The organism is Streptomyces tyrfis (genome assembly GCF_037034285.1).
GTDB lineage: Bacteria > Actinomycetota > Actinomycetes > Streptomycetales > Streptomycetaceae > Streptomyces.
Genome location: NZ_JBAGJZ010000002.1, coordinates 67,863 through 92,351, shown reverse-complemented (window position 1 = coordinate 92,351; position 24,489 = coordinate 67,863). Strand labels below are relative to the sequence as shown.

The following is a 24,489-nucleotide window of genomic DNA, read 5'->3' as shown; positions in this document are numbered from 1 at the left end:
CGTGCGTCACATCGCGTGTGGATCACTTCACCGTGCGTGCGCGCTCGGCCGACGTGTCGTGCGGGTGGTTCGTCGTGCCGAACGTGCGCTGAGCCAGGTCGAGCAGAGGGGTGAGACGAGTCCGTACACCAGCATGGCGAGGAGAAGCGCTTTGTCGCGCGCGCCGTCCCATGGTGCGAACCCCGCCACTCGGGGGTGGGGGCGTGGCCGTCACAGAAGAGGACGTCCGGGCCCGCTGCCAGGTTCCCGGGGGCGATCAGAACTGCCCCTGGCCGTCGTCGATTACGTACCCAGCATGCCCGAAATGACGCTCCCTACGGGACTTCATCCGGGAACACCCCCTTGTCGAGCACCCTCAGTCGACCGCAATGAGCCGCCACCAGGTGCATTTTTCAGCCAACTTAACCATCGTCCAGACACCGCGAATCCCGCAGGGACAATGCTGGACATCACCTTACTTGTGCGTGTACATGTGGATGCTACGTGTACTCGTAGAGACACAGATAGCGACGCAGAATGACATGGGGGTTTGCGATGCTATTCCCAGAGACGCACCGGTGGGAAAGCCGACTGCCATGAGCGCCCCGCACTTGCCGAAAGTGGCTGGAATCGATCCCACGGTTCCCGTTTCAACGCAGACTGCCGGTCCTCTGTCCGGAATGTCGGCCACCCCCGGAACATTCGTCCAGGACCGGCTGGCCGGCTGGGTCTCCGATCTCACCACGCTGCACGAACTCACCGAACGACTGGCCAGGACCAGCACCCTCGACGGCGCTCTGCGCGAGCTCCTGGCCGCCGGGGCCGCCCTGGTCGGCGCGCGGCGCGGCCTGGTCGTCTTCGAACCGTCCGACCACCGCGGCCCCGTCAGCACCGTCGGCCTGGGGCTGGCCCACGCCGAGCTCGGGCACATGGAGACGGTCCCGCGCAGCGCCACCTCCTACGGCCGGATCCTGGAGGGACACCCGGACGCCGAGGGCAACCGGACCACCCCCGACCTGCTCGGCGACGTCGGCCTCGACCCCCGCCGCCGCGAGGTCGCCGCCAGCCTCGGATACGCCGCCAGCTACGCCATGCCGATCGCCGCCGAGTCGACCGGCCGGCTCGGCGCCGCCGTCTGGCTGTACGACGAACCCGCCGAACCGCTGGAACGCCAGCGTCATCTCGTCGGCCTCTACGCCGGATACGCCGGCGAACACCTGGCCAGAATGCTGGAGCTGGAACGGGCCAGGGCCGATGTCTCCACCGTCACCGAGGAACTGCTGCCCACCCATCTGCCCCGGGTCCCCGGCGTGCAGCTGGCGGCGCGTCACCGGGCGGCCCCGGAGGGCGGCGGCGACTGGTACGACGCGCTGGCGCTGCCCGAGGGCGCGCTCGGTCTCGCCGTGGGCTCGGTGGACGGCTCCGGGCCCAGCGCCCTCGCCGCCATGGGCCGGCTGCGCGCCGGTCTGCGGGCGTACGCCGTGATGGAGGGCGAGGACCCGGTCGCCGTGCTCTCCGATCTGGAACTGCTGCTGCGGCTCACCGAGCCCGCCCGCTCCGCGACCGCCCTCTTCGCCTACTGCGAGCCGTCCCGCCGCAAGATCCTGCTCGCCGGGGCGGGCCACACCCCGCCGCTCCTGATCGGCGAACGGCGCACCGAGTTCGTCGAGACCTCGGTCTCCGCCCCGCTGGGCATGCTCGCCTGCTGGGAGGCGCCCAGCGTGGAGATCGCCCCGGCGCCGGGCGAGACCGTGCTCCTCTACACCGACGGGCTGCTGCGCCGCACCGGCGAGTCGACGGACCGGGCGTTCGCCCGGCTCCACGCGGCGGCGGCGCGCGTGCCGAAGGCGCTGCGCGACGACGCCGCGGCCGTCGCCGACCATGTGCTGCGGACCATGCTGCCGGACGGACTCGACCAGGGCGGCGGCTCGGAGGACGTGGTGGTCCTCGCCGCCCGCTTCGAGTGAAGCCGCTCGACTTGGGCGAAACCGCCCGGCTCGGGTGAAACCGTTCGACCGGGGTGAAGCCACTTGCCCCGGGTGAAGCCACTTGTCCCGGGTGAAGCCACTTGTCCCGGGCGGCACGGCCCCGCGCCGCGCACCACGCCGCGCACCGCGCCGTCTCGCCGCGCGGACCAGGCATGGCGCCTCCGGGCGCCTCGCCGTGTAAGAGGTCTTACGGCCCTGTGCCCCCTGCGGTCCGCCCGTACGATGGATGACGGCCCAGTGTCGTACCAAGGAGAGACAAGCCGTGGCTGAGGAGCTCACCCCGGAGAACCCGGAGACCCCGGAGAACGCCGGGACCGACGCGGAAGAAACGATCAAGCAGCGGAAGAACGGCCTGTACCCGGGCATCTCCGACGAACTCGCCGCGAACATGAGGTCCGGTTGGGCCGACACCGAGCTGCGCGATCTCGCACCGATCCCCCAGGCCGAGCAGACCGCCGCCCGCCGGGCCGCGCTCTCCGCGCGGTTCCCGGGCGAGCGCCTGGTCATCCCCGCGGGGAACCTGAAGACCCGCTCCAACGACACCGAGTACGACTTCCGCGCCTCCACCGAGTACGCGTACCTCACCGGCGACCAGACCCAGGACGGCGTCCTGGTCCTGGAGCCGACCGCGGACGGGCACGAGGCCACCCTCCACCTGCTGCCGCGCTCCGACCGTGAGAACGGCGAGTTCTGGCTCGACGGCCAGGGCGAGCTGTGGGTCGGCCGCCGCCACTCCCTCGCCGAGGCCGAGCAGCTGCTGGGCGTCCCCGCGAAGGACGTCCGCGAGCTCCCGGCCGCGCTCGCCGAGGCGACCGGACCGGTCCGCAACGTCCGCGGCCACGACGCCGGCATCGAGGCCGCGCTGACCGACAAGGTCACCGCCGAGCGCGACGAGGAGCTGCGCGTCTACCTCTCCGAGGCGCGGCTGGTCAAGGACGCCTTCGAGATCGCCGAGCTCCAGAAGGCCTGCGACTCCACCGCCCGCGGCTTCGAGGACGTCGTCAAGGTCCTCGACAAGGCCGAGGCGACCAGCGAGCGCTACATCGAGGGGACGTTCTTCCTGCGCGCCCGCGTCGAGGGCAACGCCATCGGCTACGGCTCGATCTGCGCCGCCGGGCCGCACGCCACCACGCTGCACTGGGTGCGCAACGACGGCCCGGTGCGCTCCGGCGACCTGCTGCTGCTCGACGCCGGGGTGGAGACCCGCGAGCTCTACACCGCCGATGTGACGCGCACCCTGCCGATCAGCGGCACCTTCACCCCGCTCCAGCGGAAGATCTACGACGCGGTGTACGAGGCCCAGGAGGCGGGCATCGCCGCCGTCAAGCCGGGCGCCGCCTACCGCGACTTCCACGACGCCGCGCAGCGCGTGCTCACCGAGCACCTGGTCTCCTGGGGCCTGCTCGGCGACCTGTCGGTGGACAAGGTCCTCGAACTGGGCCTCCAGCGCCGCTGGACGCTGCACGGCACCGGCCACATGCTCGGCATGGACGTCCACGACTGCGCCGCCGCGCGCACCGAGACGTATGTGAACGGAACGCTGGAGCCCGGCGTCTGCCTCACGGTCGAGCCCGGTCTGTACTTCCAGGCCGACGACCTGACCGTGCCCGAGGAGTACCGGGGCATCGGCGTCCGGATCGAGGACGACATCCTCGTCACCGAGGACGGCAACCGGAACCTCTCCGACAAGCTGCCGCGCCGGGCCGACGAGGTCGAGGCGTGGATGGCCTCGCTCCGGGGCTGATCGCTCGCGGGGAGCCGGCCGCGCTCGGGGGCCGGCCGCGCTCGGGGGCCAATCTCCGTCGGGGCCGGTCTCCCTCGGGGCCCGGTCTCCCTCAGGGGCCCGGTCTCCCTCGGGGGCCGGCCGTTCTCCCCGTAACGCACCGGAGGGCGTCTTGCTCAGGACACCATGAGCAGGGCGCCCTCCCGCCATTTGAGGACCTTGTCGAAACTCACCACGGCGCCGTGGCCGGGGCGGTTGCGGAAGTGGACGTGGTCGGCGAGCTGCGCGATCAGACAGAGCCCCCGGCCGCTCTCGGCGCCGAGCGAGGGGTACGGCTGGGAACCGTGCTGCTGGGCCGAGGGGCGCGGCATGCGCCGGGAGGGGAAGCCCGGCCCCGAGTCGGAGACCTCGATCCGGCACTTCTCGCCGTCCAGGTACGCGGTGACCCGGTACTGGCCCGGGGCCGCCCCGGACCGTCCACCGCTTTCACCCCGTACGCCCCGTACGCCCTGTATGTCCCACCTGCCCTGCTCGTCGCGCCCGCCCTGCCTGCCCTGCTCGTCGTGTCCGTCGTGCCCGTCGTATTCGTCGTGCCCGTCGTGCTCGTCCCAGAGGCTCAGGACCGTGTTCCGGTCCTCCTGGGGCAGGTCATCCCGGGGGCCGTGGCCGCCGCCGTGCTCGACGGCGTTCGCGCACGCCTCGGTGAGGGCGACCGACAGGTCGAAGGACACCTCCGGATCCACGCCCGCGGTCTCCATGGTGCCCAGCAGGAAGCGGCGGGCGAGCGGAACGCTCGCAGCCTCGCGCCGCAGATGGAGAGACCACCAGATGCTCATGCTCCAGCCTCCTGGCTGCGGCTCGACATACCTCCGATACGTATTGCCATGCCGAACCGTCCATAAGCGCATACCGGATGTGAGACCGCTCATTCGGCGGATACCCGCGTTCCGCACCCCCCGTGTATGCCGAACCGGGCCCGAAGAAGCGGCCGTTGGCCCCGTGCCGACGCCCGGCACGCCGATGGGCCGGCCGGCCTGACGCAACGGGGCGGGAGGGACCATCCGGCCCGGCTCCGAACGGACGGACACGGGCGGTGACGTTGCGGACCTGCCGTATCCAGGGAGGGGGCGCGGTGCGATGATGGGCCCCGCCATGTCTATGCCTGTCGCACGCGCCGGAGCCGGTCCGCGGCTTCTGAGGGCCACGGTGTTCGCCGCGGTCTGTGTCGCGCTGTCCGCGGCGGGCCATGCCCTGGCCTCCTGCGCGCCCATCCCCTGGTGGGCGCTGCTCGCCGGGTTCCTGGGGACCCTCGCGGTGGTCGCGCCGCTCGCCGGGCGCGAACGCTCGCTGCCCTCCATCGCGGCGGCGCTGGCCTGCGGACAGGTCGCCCTGCACGCCGTCTTCAGCATGGGCATGCCCGCCGCGTCGGCGGCTCCCGCGAGCGCGACCGGCGACGACGCGCTGATCCGGTTCGCGGCGAGCATCGTGTGCGGCGCGGGTCCGGCCCAGCTGAACGCGGTACAGGCCCATCGCATCGTCGCCACGGCGGGCATCGACCCGACGGCGGTGGCCGGTCCCCGGCATCTGGTCCCCGTGCTCGGCACGCACCCGGGCGGACTCACCGGGCTGCTGCCCGACCTGCCCATGCTCCTCGGTCACCTGCTGGCCGCCGTGGCGACCGGTTGGCTGCTGCGACGCGGCGAGATCGCCCTGTCCGGGCTGGTCCGACTGTCCGCGCAGGGCGCCCAGCAGGTCGCCGCCGCAGCCCGGCTGCGCGCCCTGCGCGCCGCACTCGCGCTGGTGGACGCCCTGCGCGCCGGACTGCCCGGCTCCCCGGCGACCGGGCCGCGCGCCCCGCGCGCCGAGGACGACGCTCCGCTCCCCGCCACCGGGGACGCCCTGCAGCACACGGTGATCAGGCGCGGGCCGCCGGCCGCGTACGCGCTCGCAGCCTGACGCGACACCCGCCGGACCTCCCCGGCGGCCCGGCCCCCGAATGCTCTGCCGCTCGGCCGTCCGACCGCCCGCCGGTCGGCGACCCGGTCGCCCGACGCGCGCGTGCCCGGCGTACGGACCATCCGGTCCCGTCCCGCCGACGTACCCGCGCCGTGGACGGGAATGAGGTGTCGCGACGCCGTCGCGCACCCGCGCGCCGGACCACCTTTCTACGCGCCTACGTGGAGTGATTCCCGTCATGAACGTTTCCCGTATCGCCCTGGCCGGCGGCATCGCCGCGTCCACCGTGCTGCTGCTCGCGGGCACAGCCTCCGCGCACGTGTCCGTGCAGCCGCTGGGCGAGGCCGCCAAGGGCGGGTACGCGTCCGTCAACATCAAGGTCCCCAACGAACGCGACAACGCCTCGACGGTCAAGGTCGAGGTCAACTTCCCGACCGACCACCCGCTGGCCTCGGTGACCCCCCAGGACGTACCCGGCTGGGACATCGAGATCACCAAGAGCAAGCTGGCCAAGCCGCTCGACATGCACGGCAAGAAGATCGACGAGGCCGTCTCCAAGGTCACCTGGACCGCCAAGGGCGACAAGGACGAGGCCGGCATCCGCCCGGGCTACTTCCAGCAGTTCCCGCTCTCCATCGGCCAGCTCCCCGAGGACGCCGACCAGTTGGTGTTCAAGGCCGTCCAGACGTACGACAACAAGGAGGTCGTCCGCTGGATCGAGGAGCCCAAGGAAGGCGCCGCCGAGCCGGAGACCCCGGCGCCGGTGCTCAAGCTGACCGCGGCCGCCGACGGCCACGGCTCGGGCGCCGACGCCAAGGGCGGCGCCGCGCAGGCGGCGGACGAGAAGCAGACCACGGCCTCGTCCGACTCCTCGGACTCCTCGTCCAGTGACACCACGGCCCGTGTCCTCGGCATCGTCGGCATCGTCGTCGGCGTGGCGGGCGTGGCCTTCGGTGTCCTCGCCGGACGCCGCCGCACCGCCTGACACCGGCCGGCCGGCCGGTCCCGCGGGACCGGCCGCACACCGCGCCTTCAGCGTTCAGGACCCGTCAGAACCCGTTCAGTCCCATCGACCCACCAGGATCCAGTGCTCCATGCGTAAGAAGACAGTGCTGGCCGCGGCGTTCGCCGCCGCGGCCGCACTCACCCTGTCCGCCTGCGGCAGCGGCGACGACGCCGCCGCCGAGAAGCCGTTCGCCGACGTCTCCGCCCCGGCCAAGACCAAGGCCGCGACGGTGCTCGACCAGCCGTTCACCAAGCCCGACCTCGTCCTCACCGACACCCACGGGAAGAAGTACGACCTGCGGGAGCAGACCAAGGGCAAGCCGACGCTGATCTACTTCGGCTACACCCACTGCCCCGACGTCTGCCCGCTCATCATGAGCAACATCTCCGTCGCCAAGAACAAGCTCCCCAAGGCCGATCAGGACAACCTCCGGATCGTCTTCGTGACCACCGACCCCGAGCGGGACACCCCCTCCTCGCTGGGCACCTGGCTCAAGTCGCAGGACCCCTCCTTCATCGGTCTCACCGGCGACTTCCCGGCCATCCAGGCGGGCGCGCGCCAGATCGGCATCGGCATCGACGCCCCGAAGAAGGAGAAGGACGGCACGGTCGTCTCGATGCACGGCTCCCAGGTCATGGCGTTCTCGCCGAAGACCGACAAGGGATACCTGGTGTACAGCGAGGACACCTCCCCCGACGACTACACCAAGGACCTGCCGAAGATCATCAAGGGGGAGAACCCGTGAACCGTCGTACCATCCTCGCCGCCGCCCTCGTCACCGGACTGACGCTGGCGGGATGCTCCTCCTCGAAGAGCGAGCCCGGGAAGACCGGGCCCGATCTGAAGGTGAGCGGCGCGTTCATGCCGCAGCCCGTCAGCGACATGGCGGCGGGTTTCCTCGTCATTGAGAACGGCGGCGCCGCCGACCGGCTCACCTCGGTCACCAGTCCGCTCTCGGACGACGTCTCCATACATGAGACGAAGAACCAGGCGATGCGCATGGTCTCGTCCCTCGATGTGCCCGCGAACGGCGAACTGCGTCTGGAACGCGGCGGCAACCACATCATGTTCATGAAAATCAAGGAGCGGCCGAAGGCGGGCGGGAAGGTGTCCGTGGAGCTGCACTTCGAGAAGGCCGATCCGATCAAGGTCGACCTTCCCGTGAAGGAGACCACCTACAACCCGAAGAAGCAGTGAGGGACTGACACGTCATGACAGCCACCGCCCCGCACTTCGGACCGTCCCCGTCCGCGTCCCCGGCCCGTCGTCCGCTCGCCGCGGCGGCGCTCCTCGCCGCTCTCGCCGGCCTGGTGTTCGGCCTGCTGCTCGGCGGTGCGGGCCCGGCGTCCGCGCACGCCGCGCTGACCGGAAGCGATCCGCAGAACGGGGCGGTGGTCGGCACCGCCCCCCAGAAGATCACCCTCGCCTTCTCCGAAGGGGTCGCCTTCGGGGACGACTCCGTCCGGGTCCTGGACCCCAGCGGCGAACGGGCCGACACCGGCACCGCACCCCGCGGTCTGAAGTGCGGCTCCGACCAGGAGTACGAGGTCCCGCTGCGCACCGGGCTGCCGAACGGCACGTACACGGTCGCCTGGCAGGCGGTGTCGGCGGACAGCCACCCCGTCTCGGGGGCCTTCACCTTCTCCGTCGGGGCGCCGTCGAAGACCGCCGTCGCGCTGCCCACGACCGACGTCGGAGGCGGGCTCGTCGGCACGCTCTACGACATCGCGCGCTACGCCGCGTACGCCGGCTTCGTGCTGCTGGCCGGCGGCGCCGCCTTCGTGCTGGCCTGCTGGCAGCGCGGGGCGGGCGCGCGGCCCCTGCAGCGCCTGGTCGTGCGCGGCTGGCTGACGCTGACCGTCGCCACCCTGGCGATGCTGGTGCTGCGCGGCCCCTACACCGGCTCCGGGAAACTCGCGGACGCCTTCGACCTCGACGTGCTGAAGACCGTGCTGGACACCAAGCCGGGGGCGGCCCTGGTGTCCCGGCTGCTGCTGCTCGGCGCGTCCGCGCTGTTCCTGGCGGTGCTCTTCGGCGCGTACGCGCGCCGGGAGGACGAGCGCGAGCGGAAGGACCTCACGTTCGGGCTGGCCGCCGGCGGCGTGGTGATCGCCGCGGGCATCGCCGGCACCTGGTCGCTCGCCGAGCACGCCTCCACGGGCCTCCAGCCCGGCATCGCCATGCCGGTCGACCTGCTCCATCTGCTGGCCGTCGCCGCCTGGCTGGGCGGGCTGGCGGCGCTGCTCGTCGCGCTGTACCGGACTCCGGACGTGGACGCGGCGGCGGTGGGACGCTTCTCCCGCATCGCGTTCGGCAGCGTGCTCGTGCTCACCGCCACCGGGATCTACCAGTCCTGGCGCCAGGTCGGCAGCTGGTCCGCGCTCACCGGCACGGGATACGGGCAGCTGCTGCTGGTGAAGGTGGGGCTCGTCGCCGTCATGGTGGGGATCGCCTGGGGCTCGCGCCGCTGGACGGCGCGGCTGATCAGGGGCGGAAGCGCCGGTACGGGCGACGGGGCCGGGGCGAGTGCCGGCAACGGGCCCGAGGCCGGGGCGAGTGCCGGGTCGGGGGCCGGTACCGAGAGCAATGCCGGTGCCGGGGCCGATGCCGGTACGGGGGCCGGGGCCGATGCCGGGGTCCGCCAGGTCCCGGAGGGCGCGTCGACGGCGGCTGCCGAGGACCCGGTGCGGGCCGCACAGCTGGCCCGGCAGCGAGCCGCCATGGCCACCGCCGAGAAGAAGCGCGTCCGCGACGCCGACCCCGACCGTTCCGGCCTTCGCCGTTCGGTGCTGGCGGAGGTCGGTGTCGCCGTCGTCCTCCTCGCCGTGACGACCGCACTGACCTCGACCGAGCCGGCTCGTACCGAGGAGGAGGCCCGCGGCTCCACGGCGGCGACCGCCCCGGCGACCGGGGGCCCCGTCTCCGTGAAGCTGCCGTTCGACACGGGCGGCGAGAACGGCAGGGGAACGGTGCGCATGGACGTCGACCCCGGCCGTTCCGGCTCCGACGAGCTCCACATCTGGGTCGACGGCGCCGACGGCAAGGCCATGGAGGTCCCCGAGCTGAAGGTCGCCTTCACCCTGAAGTCCAAGAACATCGGCCCGCTCTCCGTCGTGCCCACCCGGATCGGCGGGGGCCACTGGACCGCGAGCGACGTGCAGATCCCGATGGCGGGCGACTGGAAGGTCGCGGTGACCGTGCGCACCTCGGACATCGACCAGACGACCGTCGACAAGACCGTGAAGATCGGCTGAGCAGAACCGTGAGCGAAAACAAGAGCGGAACCGTGGGCGGAAACAGCAGGAAGAAGACCCCTCCGAGCAGCCGCAGGCCGTCTGTGGACGACCGCGGGGGCCGAAGGGCCGCGCCAGCGGACGACAGCGCCACCGGCGGGACCGGCCCCGGCGGCCACAGCGGAATCAACGGCGCCGCGAACGGCGGCGGCTCCGGGAACGGCACCGGCGGCGCCCTCTCCCGGCGGCGGCTGCTCGGCACCGTGGGCGCGACCGGCGCCGCCGGGCTGGTGCTGGGGGCGGCCGGTGGCGCGACCGGCTACGCCGCGACCCGGCCCGAGACGCCGACCGCCCTGACCGCGGTCGGCTCCACCCGCGAAATGTTTCACGGGAAACACCAACCGGGGATCACCACTCCGCTTCAGGCACGCGGCCATCTCATCGCCTTCGACCTGGCGCCCGGCGCCGGCCGGAAGGAGGCCGCCGCACTGATGCGCCGCTGGTCGGACGTGGCCCGGCGGCTGATGGCCGGTGAGCCAGCCGACAGCGGTGCGGCGGACGGCCCGGCCCACGACACCGGGATCGCGCTGGACGCGGGCCCCTCCTCGCTCACGATCACCTTCGGCTTCGGCCACACCTTCTTCGACCGCACCGGCCTGTCCGACCGCCGCCCGCCGGAACTCGACCCGCTGCCGCCCTTCTCCAACGACCGCATCGACCCCAAGCGCTCCAACGGCGACCTCTGGGTGCAGATCGGCGCCGACGACGCGCTCGTCGCCTTCCACGCGCTGCGCGCCGTACAGAAGGAGGCCGCCCAGGCCGCCCGGGTCCGCTGGCAGATGAACGGCTTCAACCGCACCCCCGGCGCCACCGCCCGGCCGATGACCGCCCGCAACCTGATGGGCCAGATCGACGGCACCGCCAATCCGAAGCCCACCGACGCCGACTTCGACCAGCGCCTCTTCGTACCGGAGGGAACGGACGCCGCGTACCGGTGGCTGTCCGGCGGTTCCTACGCGGTCGTACGCCGGATCCGGATGCTGCTCGACGACTGGGAGCGGCTCCCGGTGGACCAGCAGGAACGGGTCATAGGACGCCGCAAGAAGGACGGCGCCCCGCTGAGCGGCGGCTCCGAGACCACCCCGATGAACCTCGACAGGGCCGGCGCCGACGGCAAGCTGCTGATCCCGGACAACGCCCACGCCCGGATCTCCTCGCCCCAGAAGAACAGCGGCGCGGCCATGCTGCGCCGCCCCTTCTCGTACCACGACGGCATCGCGCCGGACGGCACCCCGGACGCCGGACTGCTGTTCATCTGCTGGCAGGCGGATCCGCTGCGCGGCTTCGTCCCGGTGCAGCGCAAGCTGGACCGGGGAGACGCCCTGTCGTCCTTCATCCGGCACGAGTCCAGCGCGCTGTTCGCGGTGCCGGGCGGCGCGGCGGACGGCGAGTACGTGGGACAGCGGCTGCTGGACTCCTGAGTCCGGCGCCGCGAGGCCGAGGCAGCGGGGGCGGGCTCCTGAAACCGGCCGAGCGGGCCCCCGAAGCGGCGCGGCGAGCTCCTGAAGCCGACCGGCCGGATCCTGCAATCCGGCCGATCCGGCCGCTGGAGCGGACCGGGCGAACCGTACCGGCCCGGGGCCGTAGGGTGACGGTATGTCCGCCACGCGCTACGCCTATCTCGGTCCCGAAGGCACCTTCACCGAGGTCGCCCTCCGCACGCTGCCCGAAGCCGCCACCCGTGAACTCGTGCCGATGGTCTCGGTGCCGGCCGCCCTGGACGCGGTGCGCAGCGGAGCCGCCGCCGCGGCGCTTGTGCCGATCGAGAACTCCGTCGAGGGCGGCATCACCGCGACCCTCGACGAACTGGCCACCGGCGAACCGCTGATGATCTATCGCGAGGTGCTGCTCTCCATCAGCTTCGCGCTGCTGGTGCGGCCCGGGACCGCGCTGTCCGACATCAAGTCGGTCACCGCTCACCCGGCCGCGCAGCCGCAGGTCCGCAACTGGCTGGCCGCCCATCTCCCGGACGCGGTATGGGAATCCGCGGCGTCCAACGCCGACGGCGCCCGGCTGGTCCGGGACGGACGGTACGACGCCGCCTTCGCCGGCGAGTTCGCGGCGGCGACATACGGTCTGGAACCGCTGGTCACCGAGATCCACGACGCGGAGAACGCCCAGACCCGCTTCGTCCTGGTGGGCCGCCCCGCCCGGCCCGCGGCGCCGACGGGTGCGGACAAGACGTCGGTGGTCATCTGGCTGGGCGAGGACCAGCCCGGTGCGCTGCTCGAACTGCTCCAGGAGTTCGCGGTGCGCGGGGTGAACCTGATGCTGATCCAGTCGCGCCCCACGGGCGCCGGCATCGGCAACTACTGCTTCGCGGTGGACGCCGAGGGACACATCGCGGACCGGCGGGTCGGTGAGGCGCTGATGGGCCTGAAGCGGATCTGCCCGAACGTGCGGTTCCTCGGGTCGTACCCGCGGGCCGGGGTCGAGCCGGAGGACGTACGGCCGCTGCGGCCCGGCACGTCGGACGCGGAGTTCACCGACGCGTCGGACTGGCTGGCCCGCAATCTGGACGGCCGGGTCTGAGTAGGATCAGCCGATCTTCGGTATCCACCGCCGACCAAGAGTTATCCACAGGCCCGAGTCTCGACCTGGGGACAAGTCGACATCATCGTGCGGCGCGGGCGACATGTCACCCCTGGGGGCGCGGCAGCTTCCACAGATCCAGGGTGCCGCCGCGTCGCCCCGTGGCCTCCCGTACCGCCCCCGTTCCCGCGATCGTCTCCTGGGAGCGGGGAATTCCCGCCCGAACGAGCGTCGGCGGCGAGTTTGAACGGAGATTCCCCCGCGACATGGAGTCGGTTTCGGAACGCCGCCCTCCGGTGTCCACAGCTCTTCCACACAGCCTGTGGATAACTAGCGATCACGACGCCTCCTGTGGACAAGCCCTCCCCAACTCCCGTTCCCCGCACGGCGCATGAGTCAAGGCAGTCAAGACTTTCTGCCCCTTTTAGGGGAGTAAACTCTTTTTCATTGACCAATCGGAACCGACGCCGCCGGAACAATAGCCCCACCGTTTACCTATTCCGCCAATTTCGCCAATTCGGGCAAAGTGACACGCTTGGCAATATCGGTTCGAGCCGCGGAAGCGCACACCGGTAGCCTGGAGGGGTGATTGACCTTCGCCTGCTCCGTGAGGACCCCGACCGTGTTCGCGCCTCCCAGCGCGCCCGTGGAGAGGACGTCGCGCTCGTCGACGCCCTGCTCTCCGCCGACGAGCGGCGCAGGTCGTCCGGCGTCCGCTTCGACGAACTCCGCTCCGAGCAGAAGTCGCTCGGCAAACTCATCCCCAAGGCCTCGCCCGAGGAGCGCGCCGAGCTGCTCAAGCGTGCCGAGCAGCTGAAGGCCGAGGTCAAGGCGGCCGACGCGGCACAGGACGAGGCCGACGCCGAGGCCCGGAGCCTGATGCTCCAGATCGGCAACATCGTCCACCAGGACGTGCCGGTCGGCGGCGAGGAGGACTTCGTCGTCCTGGAGACCCACGGCACGATCCGCGACTTCGCGGCCGAGGGCTTCGAGCCCCGGGACCACCTGGAGCTCGGCGAGCTGCTGGGCGCCATCGACATGGAGCGCGGCGCCAAGGTCTCCGGTTCGCGCTTCTACTACCTGACGGGCGTCGGCGCGCTACTGGAGCTCGCCCTCGTCAACGCGGCGATCGCCCAGGCCACCGAGGCCGGGTTCGTCCCGATGCTGACCCCCGCGCTGGTCCGCCCGCGCGCCATGGAGGGCACCGGCTTCCTCGGCCAGGCCGCGGAGAACGTGTACCACCTGGAGAAGGACGACTTCTACCTGGTCGGCACCTCCGAGGTCCCGCTCGCCGCGTACCACATGGACGAGATCATCGAGGCCGAGCAGCTGCCGCTGCGGTACGCGGGCTTCTCGCCGTGCTACCGCCGCGAGGCCGGCACCTACGGCAAGGACACCCGGGGCATCTTCCGCGTCCACCAGTTCGACAAGGTCGAGATGTTCTCGTACGTCGACCCGGCGGACGCCGAGGCCGAGCACCGCAGGCTGCTGGACTGGGAGAAGCAGTGGCTCACCGCCCTTGAGCTGCCGTTCCAGGTGATCGACGTCGCCACTGGCGACCTGGGCGCCTCCGCCGCGCGCAAGTTCGACTGCGAGGCGTGGATCCCGACGCAGGGCAAGTACCGCGAGCTGACGTCCGCGTCGAACTGCGACAGCTTCCAGGCGCGCCGCCTGTCCGTCCGGATGCGCGACACCCGGGACGGCAAGAAGGTCCTCCAGCCGCTGTCCACGCTGAACGGCACCCTCTGCGCCGTCCCGCGCACGATCGTGGCGATCCTGGAGAACCACCAGCTGGCCGACGGCTCGGTGCGGGTGCCCGAGATCCTCCGGCCGTACCTGGGCGGGCGCGAGGTCCTGGAACCGGTCGCCAAGTGACCTTTCCGTACAAGCTGGTCGCGACCGACCTCGACGGCACGCTGCTGCGCGACGACGACACGGTTTCCGAGCGCACCCGTGCGGCGCTGACCGCGGCGGCCGCGGCCGGCGCCGCGCACATCGTCGTCACCGGCCGCGGCGTGCCGTGGACCCGGCACATCCTGGACGACCTCGGCTACGAGGGGCTCGCCGTCTGCGGCCAGGGCGCGCAGGTCTACCACGCGGGCGAAGGCCGCCTGCTGACCTCGCTGACGCTGGACCGGCGGCTCGCCGGTCTGGCGCTGTCCAAGGTCGAGGCCGAGGTCGGTCCGCTGGCGTTGGCGGTGAGCCGTGACGGGCTCGACGGCGAGGTGGTGGTCGGTCCCGGTTACCGCGCGCAGGAGGGGCCGCTCCCGGCCGTCGTGGCCGAGGACCCGGCCGAACTGTGGGCGGCGCCGCTGAACAAGGTGTACCTCCAGCACCCCGTGCTGGACGACGACGCGCTGGCGGAGGCCGCGCGGGCGGCGGTCGGCAATCTGGTGGACGTGGTCATGGCCGGTCCGGGGATAGTCGAGATCCTTCCGCTGGGGCTGAGCAAGGCCACCGGGCTCTCGCTCGCCGCGCGCCGGCTGGGGGTGAAGGCCGCGGACACGCTGGCCTTTGGCGACATGCCGAACGACATCCCGATGTTCGCGTGGGCGCGGTGGGGCGTGGCCATGGCCAACGCGCACGAGGACCTGAAGGCCGTGGCCCAGCAGGTCACCGCGTCCAACGAGGACGACGGCATCGCCGTGGTGCTGGAACGGCTCCTCCAGCGGTAACCGCCCACCACCGGTCCCGCCCGCGCCGGTCCCGCATCCGCGCGGCTGCCCGTGTCCGTACGACGCCTCCGGCGGAATGCGGCGCCCGGCGCCCCGGGGATGCCGGGCAGCGTTCGGGGGCGAGGTTCGGGAGGCGAGGTCCGAGGTTCGGGGCTCGGGATCCGGGGTCCGAAACGGCCTGCGGCCCCGGTGACGGGTCGTTTCCGCCGCCGGGGCCGTACGGACACCGCCGCGCGCGGTGCGTGCCGCATGCTCGCGGCGTACGGCTCTGCGGAGGATGCGCGGATCGAACGCGCGCGGGGTTCACGGCCCCGACGACGGCTTAGCAAGCCGCTGCCTTACCACTCGGCCAATCCTCCGGGAGGGCGGCCGCGCACAAAGGCGCGAAGAAGCCGCCCCGGGCGTACTGCCCCGATCGGCACTACGGAGTCGTGGTGACTACTCCGGTGCCGGCTCGGGGCCGCCCTGCTGGGAGCCCGACGGACTCGGACTGCCGGTCATCGTCGCGCTCCTCTCCCGGCCTGTGGTGTGCACGCGGGCGTATGACTGCCGTCGTCGCGTGCCGTGCCGAACTCGGCTCCGTACGGGGCTGGTTGCGGCAGGTGTCGTACCCACCACTGTGCCGGGGGCGGCCTTTCGGCGCCACTCGATTTCGGGCAACACCGAAAGGCCGGGCGCGGCTCTTCGATCAGCGCTGCCTCCCGCGGCGGTTCAGTTCCCTCAGCCGCCGGGCGAACTCGTCCATCCTTCCGTCGATCCGGACGACGTCCTCGGACAGGCGGCCCAGCCGCACGCTCATGGCGCCGACGACCTGGTGGGTGAGGTCCAGCCTCCGGTCGAGACTGTCGAGCCGGCGCGACATCCGATCGAGCACGGGCCCGAGTTCCTGGAGCGCGCTGCCCACTCCGGCGAGGCAGCTCTCGACCCGGGTGATGCGTTGTTCGAGCGAGGCGTAGCCCGCGCGCAGATCCTGCTCGGTGTCGAGCAGATGCGTACGGACGCATCGGGCGATGTCGCTGTCGCGAAGAAGCATCGCCACGTTGAGCACGGTCCTGCGGGTGTAGAGGGCGAGCCGGGCTGCAGCCTGTGGATAACTCTCCTCCTTGCCCCCACCCCATAGGGACAACATGTCCCTATGGAAATCTCGCAGTTCAGAGCCTTGGAGCAGCCTGAACCCGTTACCTTCCAGCTCGGCTCGGTGCCGCTGGGTGACCTTCTTGACGGCCTCTGTGGATACTTCGAAGTAGCGAGCCACATCCTCTGTGCGAAGGTGAATACCGTCCGGGAGCATGACAAGGCCCTTGACCTTGTCGAGGACGTCGACGCGTCCCATCTGTTCGACGCGCAGCGCGCGGGATTCGAGCAGGGCGACTTCCGTGGGCATGGACATGCCTTCCAATCGTGAAACCGACGATGGCCGGCCCTGTCCCGGGCCTGAGGGCGGAGGACGCTCACGGATGCCACTCACTCGATGACCGACCCGACGGGCTCGCCCCCCCGCCGGCATCGGCAATCCCCACTCACGAACGCTACGACGCCACGGATTCCAGTTGCCTCCACGCACCCCGCATAACGAACCGATAACCGCACAGTCACGCATTGGGTTGTCCGAAATGCGTCAACCCCCGCTCGGACGGCGGGGGTTGACGAGGGGTGGACCGAAGGGTTCAGAGCCTAACCGGAGGATTCAGAGCGCCGGAGCAGCCCCGGCAGGAACTCCCCTCACTCCTCCCCGGCCAGCTTCAGCGTGCGCAGCTTCTGTCCGGCGTACCAGGTGGCCACCACCGTGACCGCGACCAGCAGGACGGTCGCGACCGGCAGTCCGACGTCGGAGGTGATCGCACCGGAGCCGCCGATCTTCTCGGCCACCGCCAGGGACCACTGCTGCACGCTGAGCGTGCGCGCCCCCGGCACCAGCGAGCCGAACAGCGCCTCCCACACCAGCGCGTAGACGAGGCCGAAGACCACCGCGTGCCGGCTGACGGTGCCCAGCAGCAGGAACAACGAGCTGTACGCGATCGAGGCGACCAGCGCCGCGACGGTGTACGCCACCGCGATCTGCTGGCCGTTGCCGTTGAGGATCAGGCCCGCGATCAGCGTGGGCAGCGCGGAGAAGACCATGGTGACGGCGATGGACACGATCAGCTTGGTGAAGATGATCGTCGGCCGCTTCACCGGCTTGGCCAGCAGGTAGACGATCGATCCGTCGTCGATCTCGGGGCCGATGGCCCCCGTTCCGGCGATCACGCCGATCAGCGGCACCATCGTGGCGATGGCGAAGCCGCCCAGCACGTCGGACGCGATCTGGTCGTCGGCCCCGGCGAACGCCCGTACCGCCACGGCGATCGCCAACAGCAGCGCCGGCAGGACGAAGAGGATGGCGGCCCGGCGCCGGCCGAGCAGGGCCCGGTAGGTGAGCCGGGCCACTGTGGGGTCGTACATGACGCTTCACAGCTCCTTTCAGGCCACTACTCAGGCCGCTACGAGATAGGAGAAGACCGATTCGAGGGACTCGTCCGAGGGGGACACGGTCAGCAGGCGGATTCCGTGCTCCCGTGCGACCTTCGGCAGCAGCTCGGTGAACCGCCCGAAGTCGACCGCCTGGATGCGCAGGGCCCCTTCGCCCTGGTCCACCTCGATGCCGGCCGTCGACGGGTCGGCGATGAGCGCGGCGGCGAGGGCGCGGTCGTCGCTGGAACGCACGAGGTAGCGGTGGGGGCGGTCCGTCATCAGGCGGCGGATCTTCCGGAAGTCGCCGGACGCCGCGTGCCGCCCCGCCACGATCACCTCGATGTGCGAGGCGAGTTGCTCCACCTCTTCGAGGATGTGGGAGGAGAAGAGCACCGTACGCCCCTCGGCCCCCATCCGCCTCAGCAGCTCCATCAGCTGCATCCGCTGACGCGGGTCCATGCCGTTGAACGGCTCGTCGAGCAGCAGCACCGCCGGCTCGTGGACCAGGGCGGACGCCATCTTCACGCGCTGGCGCATGCCCTTGCTGTACGTGGAGATCCTGCGGTCCTGCGCGTACTCCATCTCGACCGTGGCCAGCGCCCGCTGCGCCTCCGCGTCGCCGAGGCCCTGGAGTTCGGCGTTGGCGACGACGAATTCGCGACCGGTCAGGAAGTCGTACATCGCCTCCCGCTCGGGCACGATACCGATCTCCTTGTACACCGCCTCGTTGCGCCAGATCGCCCGGCCGTCGAGCGTGACGGACCCGGTGGACGGGGCGAGGAAGCCGGCCATCATGTTGATCAGCGTGGACTTGCCCGCGCCGTTGGGCCCGAGCAGCCCGGTGACGCCCGGCCCCACCGTCATGCTCACGTCGTTGACGGCGACCACGTTGCCGAACCAGCGCGAGGTGTGGTCGATCTCGATGGTGGTCACAGCCCGACCCTCCGGTAGCGGCGCATCAGCACGGCGTACGAGCCGGCGACGAGCGCGAGAACAACGATCAGATAGACCGCGCCGACCCCGGCCCCGGGGACCGCCCCGCCGGGGAACGGGGAGCTGGCGTCGAGGAACGCGGACTGCACGCCGCCGATCAGCGTGATCGGGGAGAACAGCCCCAGCCACTGGACGGCCCCCTCGGACCCGGTCTGCCAGGCGATGGCCTGCACGGTGGAGACCGCGCCGTAGGAGATGGTCAGCACGGCGATCACCGCGGCGACACCGAATCCGCGGCGCGGCGTCAGCGCCGCCATCACCAGCCCCAGCCCGGCGAAGAGCACGGAGAGCAGCGCCACCGACACCATTCCCTGTCCGAACCCCTTGGTCTGCTCGACGAAGTCGAACTTCCCCAGCAGCGCGCCCGCGTAGAGGATGACGAGCGGCACGCCCGTGAGGATGAGCAGCGCGGACGCCATCGCCGCCAGTTTCGCGATCACGTAGTCGACGCGTTCGATCGGGCGGGAGAAGTACAGCGGCACGCTCTTGAACCGCAGGTCCCGGGAGACCGACTGCGGGGCCTGGGCGGCCAGGAACAGTCCGATGACGGCCTGCATGTAGATCGCGAACGACGTGTACTTGATCTGCAGGGCCGTGCTGTTCGGGATGGAGATGGAGACGGCGACGATGATCGCCGCGACCAGGCTCATCACGCCGAAGAGCAGCATCGGCAGCACCTTCGACTTCGCGGAGCGCCCCAGCCCGAAGGCGCCCCGCAGGGACTGCGAGTACAGCGAGCGGCGCGCGTAGCCGCGGCCCAGCCGCACGCCGTCGTAGGAGCGGTATCCGATGTTGTGGATCCGGGAGGTGTCGTTCCCGCTCATGGCTTCGGTCCGGGTGCTCGTCACGACCGCTCCCCCTCGGTGCGGAAGACCTCCGCGATGTGGTGGCGCCGCTGTTCCATCCGCACGAGGCCGAGGCCGAGCGCGGCGACGCTGTCGCGCACGATGTCGTAGGTCTTCTCGCCGGTCGCCTCGATCAGCAGGATGTGACCGGCGCCGGGCAGGCCCTGCCCGTCGAGGCCGTCCGTGCCCACGAGACCGACGCCGGCCCGGACGAGCGCCTGGCGGAGCGCGTCCGTGCCGTCCGGATGGGCGTCGCTGTCGGTGACCTCGACCGCGAGGGTGGTGGTGGACTGGGTGAAGTCGCTGGTGGAGCTGGACCGCAGCAGGCTGCCGCCGTCGATGACGACGACGTGGTCGCAGGTGCGTTCCAGTTCGCCCAGGAGGTGCGAGGTGACCAGGACCGAGATGCCGAAGTCGGCGTGGACGCGGCGGATCAGGCCGAGCATCTCGTCGCGGCCGACCGGGTCGAGGCCGTTGGTCGGCTCGTCGAGCAGCACCAGCTGCGGGTCGTGCACCAGCGCCTGGGCCAGCTTCACGCGCTGCTTCATGCCGGTCGAGTAGCCGCCGATCGGGCGGTAGCGCTCCTCGTACAGACCGACGTGGCGCAGGGTGTCGGCGGTGCGCTCGCGCGCGGCCGTGGGCGGCAGACCGGACATCCGCGCCATGTGGACGACGAACTCGGTCGCCGAGACGTCCGGCGGCAGGCAGTCGTGCTCGGGCATGTAGCCGACCCGCTCACGGATGGCGGGGCCGCTGGTGGCGACGTCGAGACCGAGCACCGAGGCCCGGCCCTCAGTGGCGGGGGACAGACCCAGCAGGATCTTGATCAAGGTGGACTTGCCGGCCCCGTTGGAACCCACCAGTCCGGTCACACCGGGGCCGATGTCCAGGGAGAGCCGGTCAAGCGCGGTCACCCGGGGGAACCGCTTGCTCAGGCTTTCGGTCGCGATCACAGTCACGCGTTCGACGTTAGTGGCGCGCACCACAGAGGTCATCAGCCCAGGCGGTGGGATCGGACTCAGACTCCAGATGTACGGGCCCGTAGGGGGAACCCACCCTACGGCCCAGGGCGGCCCCGCCCACGGGTTGAGCCGCGGCGGCCGGCCGCGCGGCCCGGCACGGGAACGACGCAGGTCAGGAGCGGAGTGCGGACGGCCGTGCGGGTGGAGCGCCCACGGAACGGAGACGGACGGACTCCCGCGTCTGAACGGGACCGGACCCCCGCGTCGGAACGGCACGGGCGCGGGAGCCGGGGCCGGGCGGGAACAGCGGCCGGGGCGGGCGCGAGCGGCGGCGTGCCCGGGTTTTCCACAGGTCTCCGCACACCCCTTGACGCAGCCGTCGGACATTGTCACATTCATCAGTGTCACGTTACGGACACGTACCGCACACGGCAGGGAACGGACGGTGGCATGGCATCGGCAGTGAAGGACGAACGGGCCTCGGAGCTCCGGGGGTTCGCGGAGGTGCAGCGGCTCGCGTACGCCTGCGCCGAGGCGGTCGCCGCACGTCTCGTACCAGGGGTGACCGAGCGCGAGGCGGCCCGGATGCAGCGCGACTGGCTGCGCGAGCGCGGGGTCCGGGACTGGTTCCACCTCCCGTTCGCCTGGTTCGGGGACCGGACGGCCTTCGCCGGTTTCAAGGTGCCGTTGCAGTTCTTCCCGACCGACCGGCGGCTGGAGGCGGGGATGCCGTTCATCCTCGACATGGCCCCGGTGTACCGGGGCTTCACGGCGGACATCGGATATTCCGGCTGCCTCGGGCCCAACCCCCTGCACGACAAGCTCCTGGCCGATCTGGAGGCCCACCGCGAGCTGATCCTGCGCGAGGTGCGGGAGCGGCGCCCGCTGCGCGAGATCTATGAGAACGTCGACCGGCTGATGGTCGGGCAGGGGTATGCCAACCGACATCGCGCGTATCCGTTCGGCGTCATCGCCCACAAGATCGACCGCGTCGCCGAACGCCGTTGGTCCCCGCATGTGTTCGGCTTCGGCGTCCAGTCGCTCAAGGGGCTGCTGAACGACGCGCTGCACGGGCACCGGGACGGCTGGTCGCCGCTGTGGAGCCCGTACCGCTTCTCCGACCACCCGCCGCGGCCGGGGCTGTGGGCGGTCGAACCCCACCTCGGATTCCGGGGTACGGGCGCCAAGTTCGAGGAGATCCTGGTGGTCACCGACTCCAAGGACCCCGAGCAGAGCGCCTTCTGGCTGGACGACGATCTGCCGCACGTGCGGCGCTGGGCCGAGGAGAGGGTGGCGGCATGAGTCCGCAGGGTCTGCCGGGGGCGCGCGAGCGCCGCGTCCGCACGGGCGGAATCGAGCTGTGCGTGGCCGAGTTGGGCGACGCGTCACGTCCGACGATCGTCCTGGTCCACGGCTATCCGGACAGCAAGGAGGTCTGGGCGGACGTGGCCCGGCAGCTGGCCGACGAGTGGCACGTGGTGCTGTACGACGTGCGCGGACACGGCCGCTCCACGGCGCCGGAGCCGCTGCGCGGCGGCTTCACCCTGGAGAAGCTGACCGACGACTTCCTGGCCGTCGTCGACGCGGTGAGCCCGGACCGCCCGGTGCATCTGGTCGGCCACGACTGGGGGTCGGTGCAGTCCTGGGAGTTCGTCACGGTCAAGCGGACCGAGGGCCGGATCGCCTCGTTCACCTCGATGTCCGGGCCGTCCCTGGACCACTTCGGGCACTGGATCAAGCAGCGGATGGCCCGGCCCACCCCGCGCCGGGTGGGCCAGCTGCTGGGCCAGGGCGCCAAGTCCTGGTACGTCTACATGCTGCACACGCCGGTCCTGCCCGAGCTCGCCTGGCGCGGGCCGCTCGGCAGGCGGTGGCCGGAGATCCTGCGACGGGTGGAGAAGGTGCCCCCGGGCGACTACCCGACGCCCTCCCTGCCCGACGACGCGGCGCACGGCGCCTGGCTCTACCGGGACAACGTCCGGGCCCGGCTGCGCCGCCCCCGCACCGACGCCTACGCTCATGCGCCGGTTCAGTTGATCACGCCCACCGGCGACGTCTTCCTCTCCGAGAAGCTCTACGACCAACTGGAGCTGTGGGCCCCGCAGTCGGTCCGCCGCTCGCTGCCGGCCAAGCACTGGGTGCCGCGCACGAGGCCGGACCGGCTCGCCTCCTGGATCGGCGAGTTCGCCGCCGCCAACGAGGCGGCGCGCGAGGACGGGCGGCCGGTGCGGGACACCGCGCCGACCGGGGCGTACGCCGACCGGTTCGCCGGGCAGCTGGTCCTGGTGACGGGCGCGGCCGGCGGCATCGGCCGGGCCACCGCCTTCGCCTTCGCCGAGGCGGGCGCCCGGGTGGTGGCCGTGGACCGGGACGCGGAGGGCGCGGCCCGGACGGCCGAGATGGCCCGGCTGATCGGCTCCCCGGCCGCCTGGGGCGAGGCGGTCGACGTCGGCGACGAGCAGGCGATGGAGAAGCTCGCGGAGAAGGTCGCCGCCGAGTACGGCATCGTCGACGTCCTGGTCAACAATGCCGGGATCGGCCTGTCCGGCCCCTTCCTGGAGACCACGAGCGAGGACTGGAGAAACGTCCTCGACGTCAATCTGTGGGGCGTCATCCACGGCTGCCGGATCTTCGGCGGGCAGATGGCCGACCGCGGCCAGGGCGGTCACATCGTCAACACCGCCTCCGCGGCGGCCTATCAGCCCTCCCGGGCACTGCCCGCGTACAGCACGTCCAAGGCCGCCGTGCTGATGCTCAGCGAGTGCCTGCGCGCCGAGCTCGCCGACCGGTCGATCGGGGTCAGCGCGATCTGCCCCGGCATCGTCAACACCAACATCACCGCGACGGCGCGCTTCGCCGGCGCCGACGCCGAGGAGGAGGCGCGGCTGCGGAAGCGGACCACCCGGCTCTACGGCCGCCGCAACTATCCCCCGGAGCGGGTCGCCGACGCCGTCCTCAGAGCCGTGGTGCGCAACCAGGCCGTGGTGCCGGTGACCCCGGAGGCGCGGGGCGCCCGGCTGCTGGCCCGGCTCAGTCCCGGCGCGCTGCGTGGGATCGCCCGGCTGAAGCCGCCGCTGTGAGCGGCACGGGGCAGCCGCCGTCGGCGGCGGGCGAGCGGTCCGCCGCCGAGTACCGGATCGAGGATCTGGCCCATGCCAGCGGCGCCACGGTCCGCACGATCCGCGCCTACCAGGACCGCGGGCTGCTGCCGACGCCGGAGCGGCGCGGCCGGGCCAATGTGTACCGGGACAGCCATCTGGCCCGGCTCCGGCAGATCGCGGAGCTGCTGGACCGCGGCTACACCCTGGCCAGCATCAAGGAGTTGCTGGACGCCTGGGACGCCGGCCGGGGCCTGGGGGGTGTGCTCGGACTGGTCGCCGAGGTCCACGGCCCCTGGACCGACGAGCGGGCCGGCCGGATCACCCGGGAGGAGCTCGACGCCCGGTTCGGCGGGGGCCCGGACGACGAGGCGGTCGCGGAGGCCGTCGCGGAGGCCGTCGACCTGGGCGTGCTGGAGCGTGTCCCGGGATGGGACGACGAGTTCCTCGTCCCCAGCCCCCAGGAGCTCGCCGTGGCAGTGGAGTTGAACGCCGCGGGCGTCCCCCTCGGCGCGATCTCCGCCCACCTGCGGGAGCTTCGCGGGCAGGTCGAGCACATTGCCGCGCGTTTCCTGGAGTTCACCAACGAACACGTCTTCGCTCGTTATCTGGAGCATCGCCCGCCGACGGAGGCGGACGCGGCGGAGGCCGCCGCCATGGTGCGCAGGCTCCGCCCGCTGGCGCAGCAGACGGTGGACGCCGAACTCGCCCGCGCCATGCGGACGTTCGCCACCCTGCATCTGCGGCATCATCTGAGCGCGGAAACAGGCCTCGTCGGCCCCGGCACGGCCGCGGAGACCACCCGGGTCCCTCTTCCCGGATCCACGATCGACGCCGTACGCAGGCTGGTTGGCCCGGATAACGTCGCCGCTTTCGTCACCGCAGCCGCCGAACGAGAGGTGCAGTCAAGGACATTGGACGCACTCACCACATCTGGCTCCCAATCAGGCGAGGTTGAGCAAATGACGTGAATCAACCGCTACTTGTC

The 24,489-nt window shown here is 71.5% G+C and carries 20 protein-coding genes and 1 tRNA gene; 14 read left to right on the top strand and 7 right to left on the bottom strand.

Going from position 1 to position 24,489, the window contains the following annotated elements; all coding sequences use genetic code 11:
• Nucleotides 1-659 precede the first annotated feature (659 nt).
• Both WA762_RS02410 and WA762_RS02405 read left to right on the top strand, forming a co-directional pair.
• Nucleotides 660-1,946 carry a PP2C family protein-serine/threonine phosphatase gene (locus WA762_RS02410; RefSeq protein ID WP_335932510.1) on the top strand — a complete coding sequence of 429 codons (1,287 nt, stop codon included), beginning with the start codon at nt 660-662 and terminating at the stop codon, nt 1,944-1,946.
• A 283-nt stretch (nt 1,947-2,229) separates the two neighbouring features.
• The gene (locus tag WA762_RS02405) at nt 2,230-3,711 is read left to right on the top strand and encodes an aminopeptidase P family protein (RefSeq protein WP_335932508.1); all 1,482 of its coding nucleotides are present in this window, start codon (nt 2,230-2,232) and stop codon (nt 3,709-3,711) included.
• A gap of 155 nt (nt 3,712-3,866) precedes the next feature.
• Here the strand turns inward: WA762_RS02405 and WA762_RS02400 are convergent, their stop codons facing one another.
• Nucleotides 3,867-4,526 carry an ATP-binding protein gene (locus WA762_RS02400; protein WP_335932506.1) on the bottom strand — a complete coding sequence of 220 codons (660 nt, stop codon included), beginning with the start codon at nt 4,524-4,526 and terminating at the stop codon, nt 3,867-3,869.
• 316 nt (nt 4,527-4,842) lie between these two features.
• On the opposite strand from WA762_RS02400, the gene WA762_RS02395 reads away from it, so the two are divergent.
• The 9 genes from WA762_RS02395 (at nt 4,843) to WA762_RS02355 (ending at nt 15,152) form a co-directional block, all read left to right on the top strand.
• Nucleotides 4,843-5,646: a hypothetical protein gene (locus tag WA762_RS02395; RefSeq protein WP_335932503.1), complete on the top strand. Its 804-nt coding sequence runs from the start codon at nt 4,843-4,845 to the stop codon at nt 5,644-5,646.
• A gap of 238 nt (nt 5,647-5,884) precedes the next feature.
• Nucleotides 5,885-6,631 carry a YcnI family copper-binding membrane protein gene (locus WA762_RS02390; RefSeq protein ID WP_335932501.1) on the top strand — a complete coding sequence of 249 codons (747 nt, stop codon included), beginning with the start codon at nt 5,885-5,887 and terminating at the stop codon, nt 6,629-6,631.
• A gap of 109 nt (nt 6,632-6,740) precedes the next feature.
• The gene (locus WA762_RS02385) at nt 6,741-7,397 is read left to right on the top strand and encodes an SCO family protein (protein ID WP_335932499.1); all 657 of its coding nucleotides are present in this window, start codon (nt 6,741-6,743) and stop codon (nt 7,395-7,397) included.
• The gene (locus WA762_RS02380) at nt 7,394-7,849 is read left to right on the top strand and encodes a copper chaperone PCu(A)C (RefSeq protein ID WP_335932497.1); all 456 of its coding nucleotides are present in this window, start codon (nt 7,394-7,396) and stop codon (nt 7,847-7,849) included. The genes WA762_RS02385 and WA762_RS02380 overlap by 4 nt, the downstream gene beginning before the upstream one ends.
• A gap of 14 nt (nt 7,850-7,863) precedes the next feature.
• The gene (locus WA762_RS02375) at nt 7,864-9,906 is read left to right on the top strand and encodes a copper resistance CopC/CopD family protein (protein ID WP_335932495.1); all 2,043 of its coding nucleotides are present in this window, start codon (nt 7,864-7,866) and stop codon (nt 9,904-9,906) included.
• Between the two features lie 8 nt (nt 9,907-9,914).
• Entirely contained in the window at nt 9,915-11,366 is a 1,452-nt protein-coding gene (gene efeB / locus WA762_RS02370; RefSeq protein ID WP_443080495.1) for an iron uptake transporter deferrochelatase/peroxidase subunit, read from the top strand.
• A 175-nt stretch (nt 11,367-11,541) separates the two neighbouring features.
• A complete protein-coding gene (pheA, locus tag WA762_RS02365; protein ID WP_335932493.1) occupies nt 11,542-12,477 on the top strand; it encodes a prephenate dehydratase in 936 nt (311 codons plus the stop codon).
• 585 nt (nt 12,478-13,062) lie between these two features.
• Complete coding sequence (gene serS, locus WA762_RS02360; protein ID WP_335932491.1) at nt 13,063-14,352, top strand: serine--tRNA ligase; 1,290 nt, start codon at nt 13,063-13,065, stop codon at nt 14,350-14,352.
• On the top strand, nt 14,349-15,152 hold the full coding sequence (locus WA762_RS02355) for an HAD family hydrolase (protein ID WP_335932488.1): 804 nt from the start codon (nt 14,349-14,351) through the stop codon (nt 15,150-15,152). The genes serS and WA762_RS02355 overlap by 4 nt, the downstream gene beginning before the upstream one ends.
• 271 nt (nt 15,153-15,423) lie before the next feature.
• Here the strand turns inward: WA762_RS02355 and WA762_RS02350 are convergent.
• From WA762_RS02350 to WA762_RS02325, 6 genes are all read right to left on the bottom strand, one after another.
• A tRNA-Ser gene (locus tag WA762_RS02350) sits at nt 15,424-15,511 on the bottom strand.
• Nucleotides 15,512-15,840: 329 nt separating this feature from the next.
• Nucleotides 15,841-16,536, bottom strand: a complete 696-nt coding sequence (locus WA762_RS02345; protein ID WP_335932683.1) for a hypothetical protein — start codon at nt 16,534-16,536, stop codon at nt 15,841-15,843.
• A 338-nt stretch (nt 16,537-16,874) separates the two neighbouring features.
• The gene (locus WA762_RS02340; protein ID WP_335932486.1) at nt 16,875-17,594 is read right to left on the bottom strand and encodes an ABC transporter permease; all 720 of its coding nucleotides are present in this window, start codon (nt 17,592-17,594) and stop codon (nt 16,875-16,877) included.
• 30 nt (nt 17,595-17,624) lie between these two features.
• Entirely contained in the window at nt 17,625-18,536 is a 912-nt protein-coding gene (locus WA762_RS02335) for an ABC transporter ATP-binding protein (protein WP_335932484.1), read from the bottom strand.
• Nucleotides 18,533-19,420 carry an ABC transporter permease gene (locus tag WA762_RS02330; RefSeq protein WP_335932682.1) on the bottom strand — a complete coding sequence of 296 codons (888 nt, stop codon included), beginning with the start codon at nt 19,418-19,420 and terminating at the stop codon, nt 18,533-18,535. The genes WA762_RS02335 and WA762_RS02330 overlap by 4 nt, the downstream gene beginning before the upstream one ends.
• A gap of 20 nt (nt 19,421-19,440) precedes the next feature.
• Entirely contained in the window at nt 19,441-20,436 is a 996-nt protein-coding gene (locus WA762_RS02325; RefSeq protein ID WP_335932482.1) for an ABC transporter ATP-binding protein, read from the bottom strand.
• 417 nt (nt 20,437-20,853) lie between these two features.
• Here WA762_RS02325 and WA762_RS02320 point away from each other — a divergent pair, with 417 nt between their 5' ends.
• From WA762_RS02320 to WA762_RS02310, 3 genes are read left to right on the top strand one after another with little or no spacing between them, the layout of a single operon-like run.
• Entirely contained in the window at nt 20,854-21,705 is an 852-nt protein-coding gene (locus tag WA762_RS02320) for a M24 family metallopeptidase (protein ID WP_335932480.1), read from the top strand.
• A complete protein-coding gene (locus WA762_RS02315) occupies nt 21,702-23,483 on the top strand; it encodes an SDR family oxidoreductase (protein ID WP_335932478.1) in 1,782 nt (593 codons plus the stop codon). The genes WA762_RS02320 and WA762_RS02315 overlap by 4 nt, the downstream gene beginning before the upstream one ends.
• Nucleotides 23,480-24,472 (top strand): MerR family transcriptional regulator, encoded by a 993-nt coding sequence (locus WA762_RS02310; RefSeq protein WP_335932476.1) that lies wholly within the window; start codon nt 23,480-23,482, stop codon nt 24,470-24,472. The genes WA762_RS02315 and WA762_RS02310 overlap by 4 nt, the downstream gene beginning before the upstream one ends.
• Nucleotides 24,473-24,489 lie beyond the last annotated feature (17 nt).

Bases quoted from the DNA above. Each gene is read 5' to 3' on its own strand.
- WA762_RS02410 (WP_335932510.1), top strand. From the start codon at position 660: ATGTCGGCCACCCCCGGAACATTCGTCCAGGACCGGCTGGCCGGCTGG.
- WA762_RS02400 (WP_335932506.1), bottom strand. From the start codon at position 4,526: ATGAGCATCTGGTGGTCTCTCCATCTGCGGCGCGAGGCTGCGAGCGTT.
- WA762_RS02395 (WP_335932503.1), top strand. From the start codon at position 4,843: ATGTCTATGCCTGTCGCACGCGCCGGAGCCGGTCCGCGGCTTCTGAGG.
- WA762_RS02390 (WP_335932501.1), top strand. From the start codon at position 5,885: ATGAACGTTTCCCGTATCGCCCTGGCCGGCGGCATCGCCGCGTCCACC.
- WA762_RS02385 (WP_335932499.1), top strand. From the start codon at position 6,741: ATGCGTAAGAAGACAGTGCTGGCCGCGGCGTTCGCCGCCGCGGCCGCA.
- WA762_RS02375 (WP_335932495.1), top strand. From the start codon at position 7,864: ATGACAGCCACCGCCCCGCACTTCGGACCGTCCCCGTCCGCGTCCCCG.
- pheA (WP_335932493.1), top strand. From the start codon at position 11,542: ATGTCCGCCACGCGCTACGCCTATCTCGGTCCCGAAGGCACCTTCACC.
- WA762_RS02345 (WP_335932683.1), bottom strand. From the start codon at position 16,536: ATGCCCACGGAAGTCGCCCTGCTCGAATCCCGCGCGCTGCGCGTCGAA.
- WA762_RS02340 (WP_335932486.1), bottom strand. From the start codon at position 17,594: ATGTACGACCCCACAGTGGCCCGGCTCACCTACCGGGCCCTGCTCGGC.
- WA762_RS02330 (WP_335932682.1), bottom strand. From the start codon at position 19,420: ATGAGCGGGAACGACACCTCCCGGATCCACAACATCGGATACCGCTCC.
- WA762_RS02325 (WP_335932482.1), bottom strand. From the start codon at position 20,436: ATGACCTCTGTGGTGCGCGCCACTAACGTCGAACGCGTGACTGTGATC.
- WA762_RS02320 (WP_335932480.1), top strand. From the start codon at position 20,854: ATGGCATCGGCAGTGAAGGACGAACGGGCCTCGGAGCTCCGGGGGTTC.
- WA762_RS02315 (WP_335932478.1), top strand. From the start codon at position 21,702: ATGAGTCCGCAGGGTCTGCCGGGGGCGCGCGAGCGCCGCGTCCGCACG.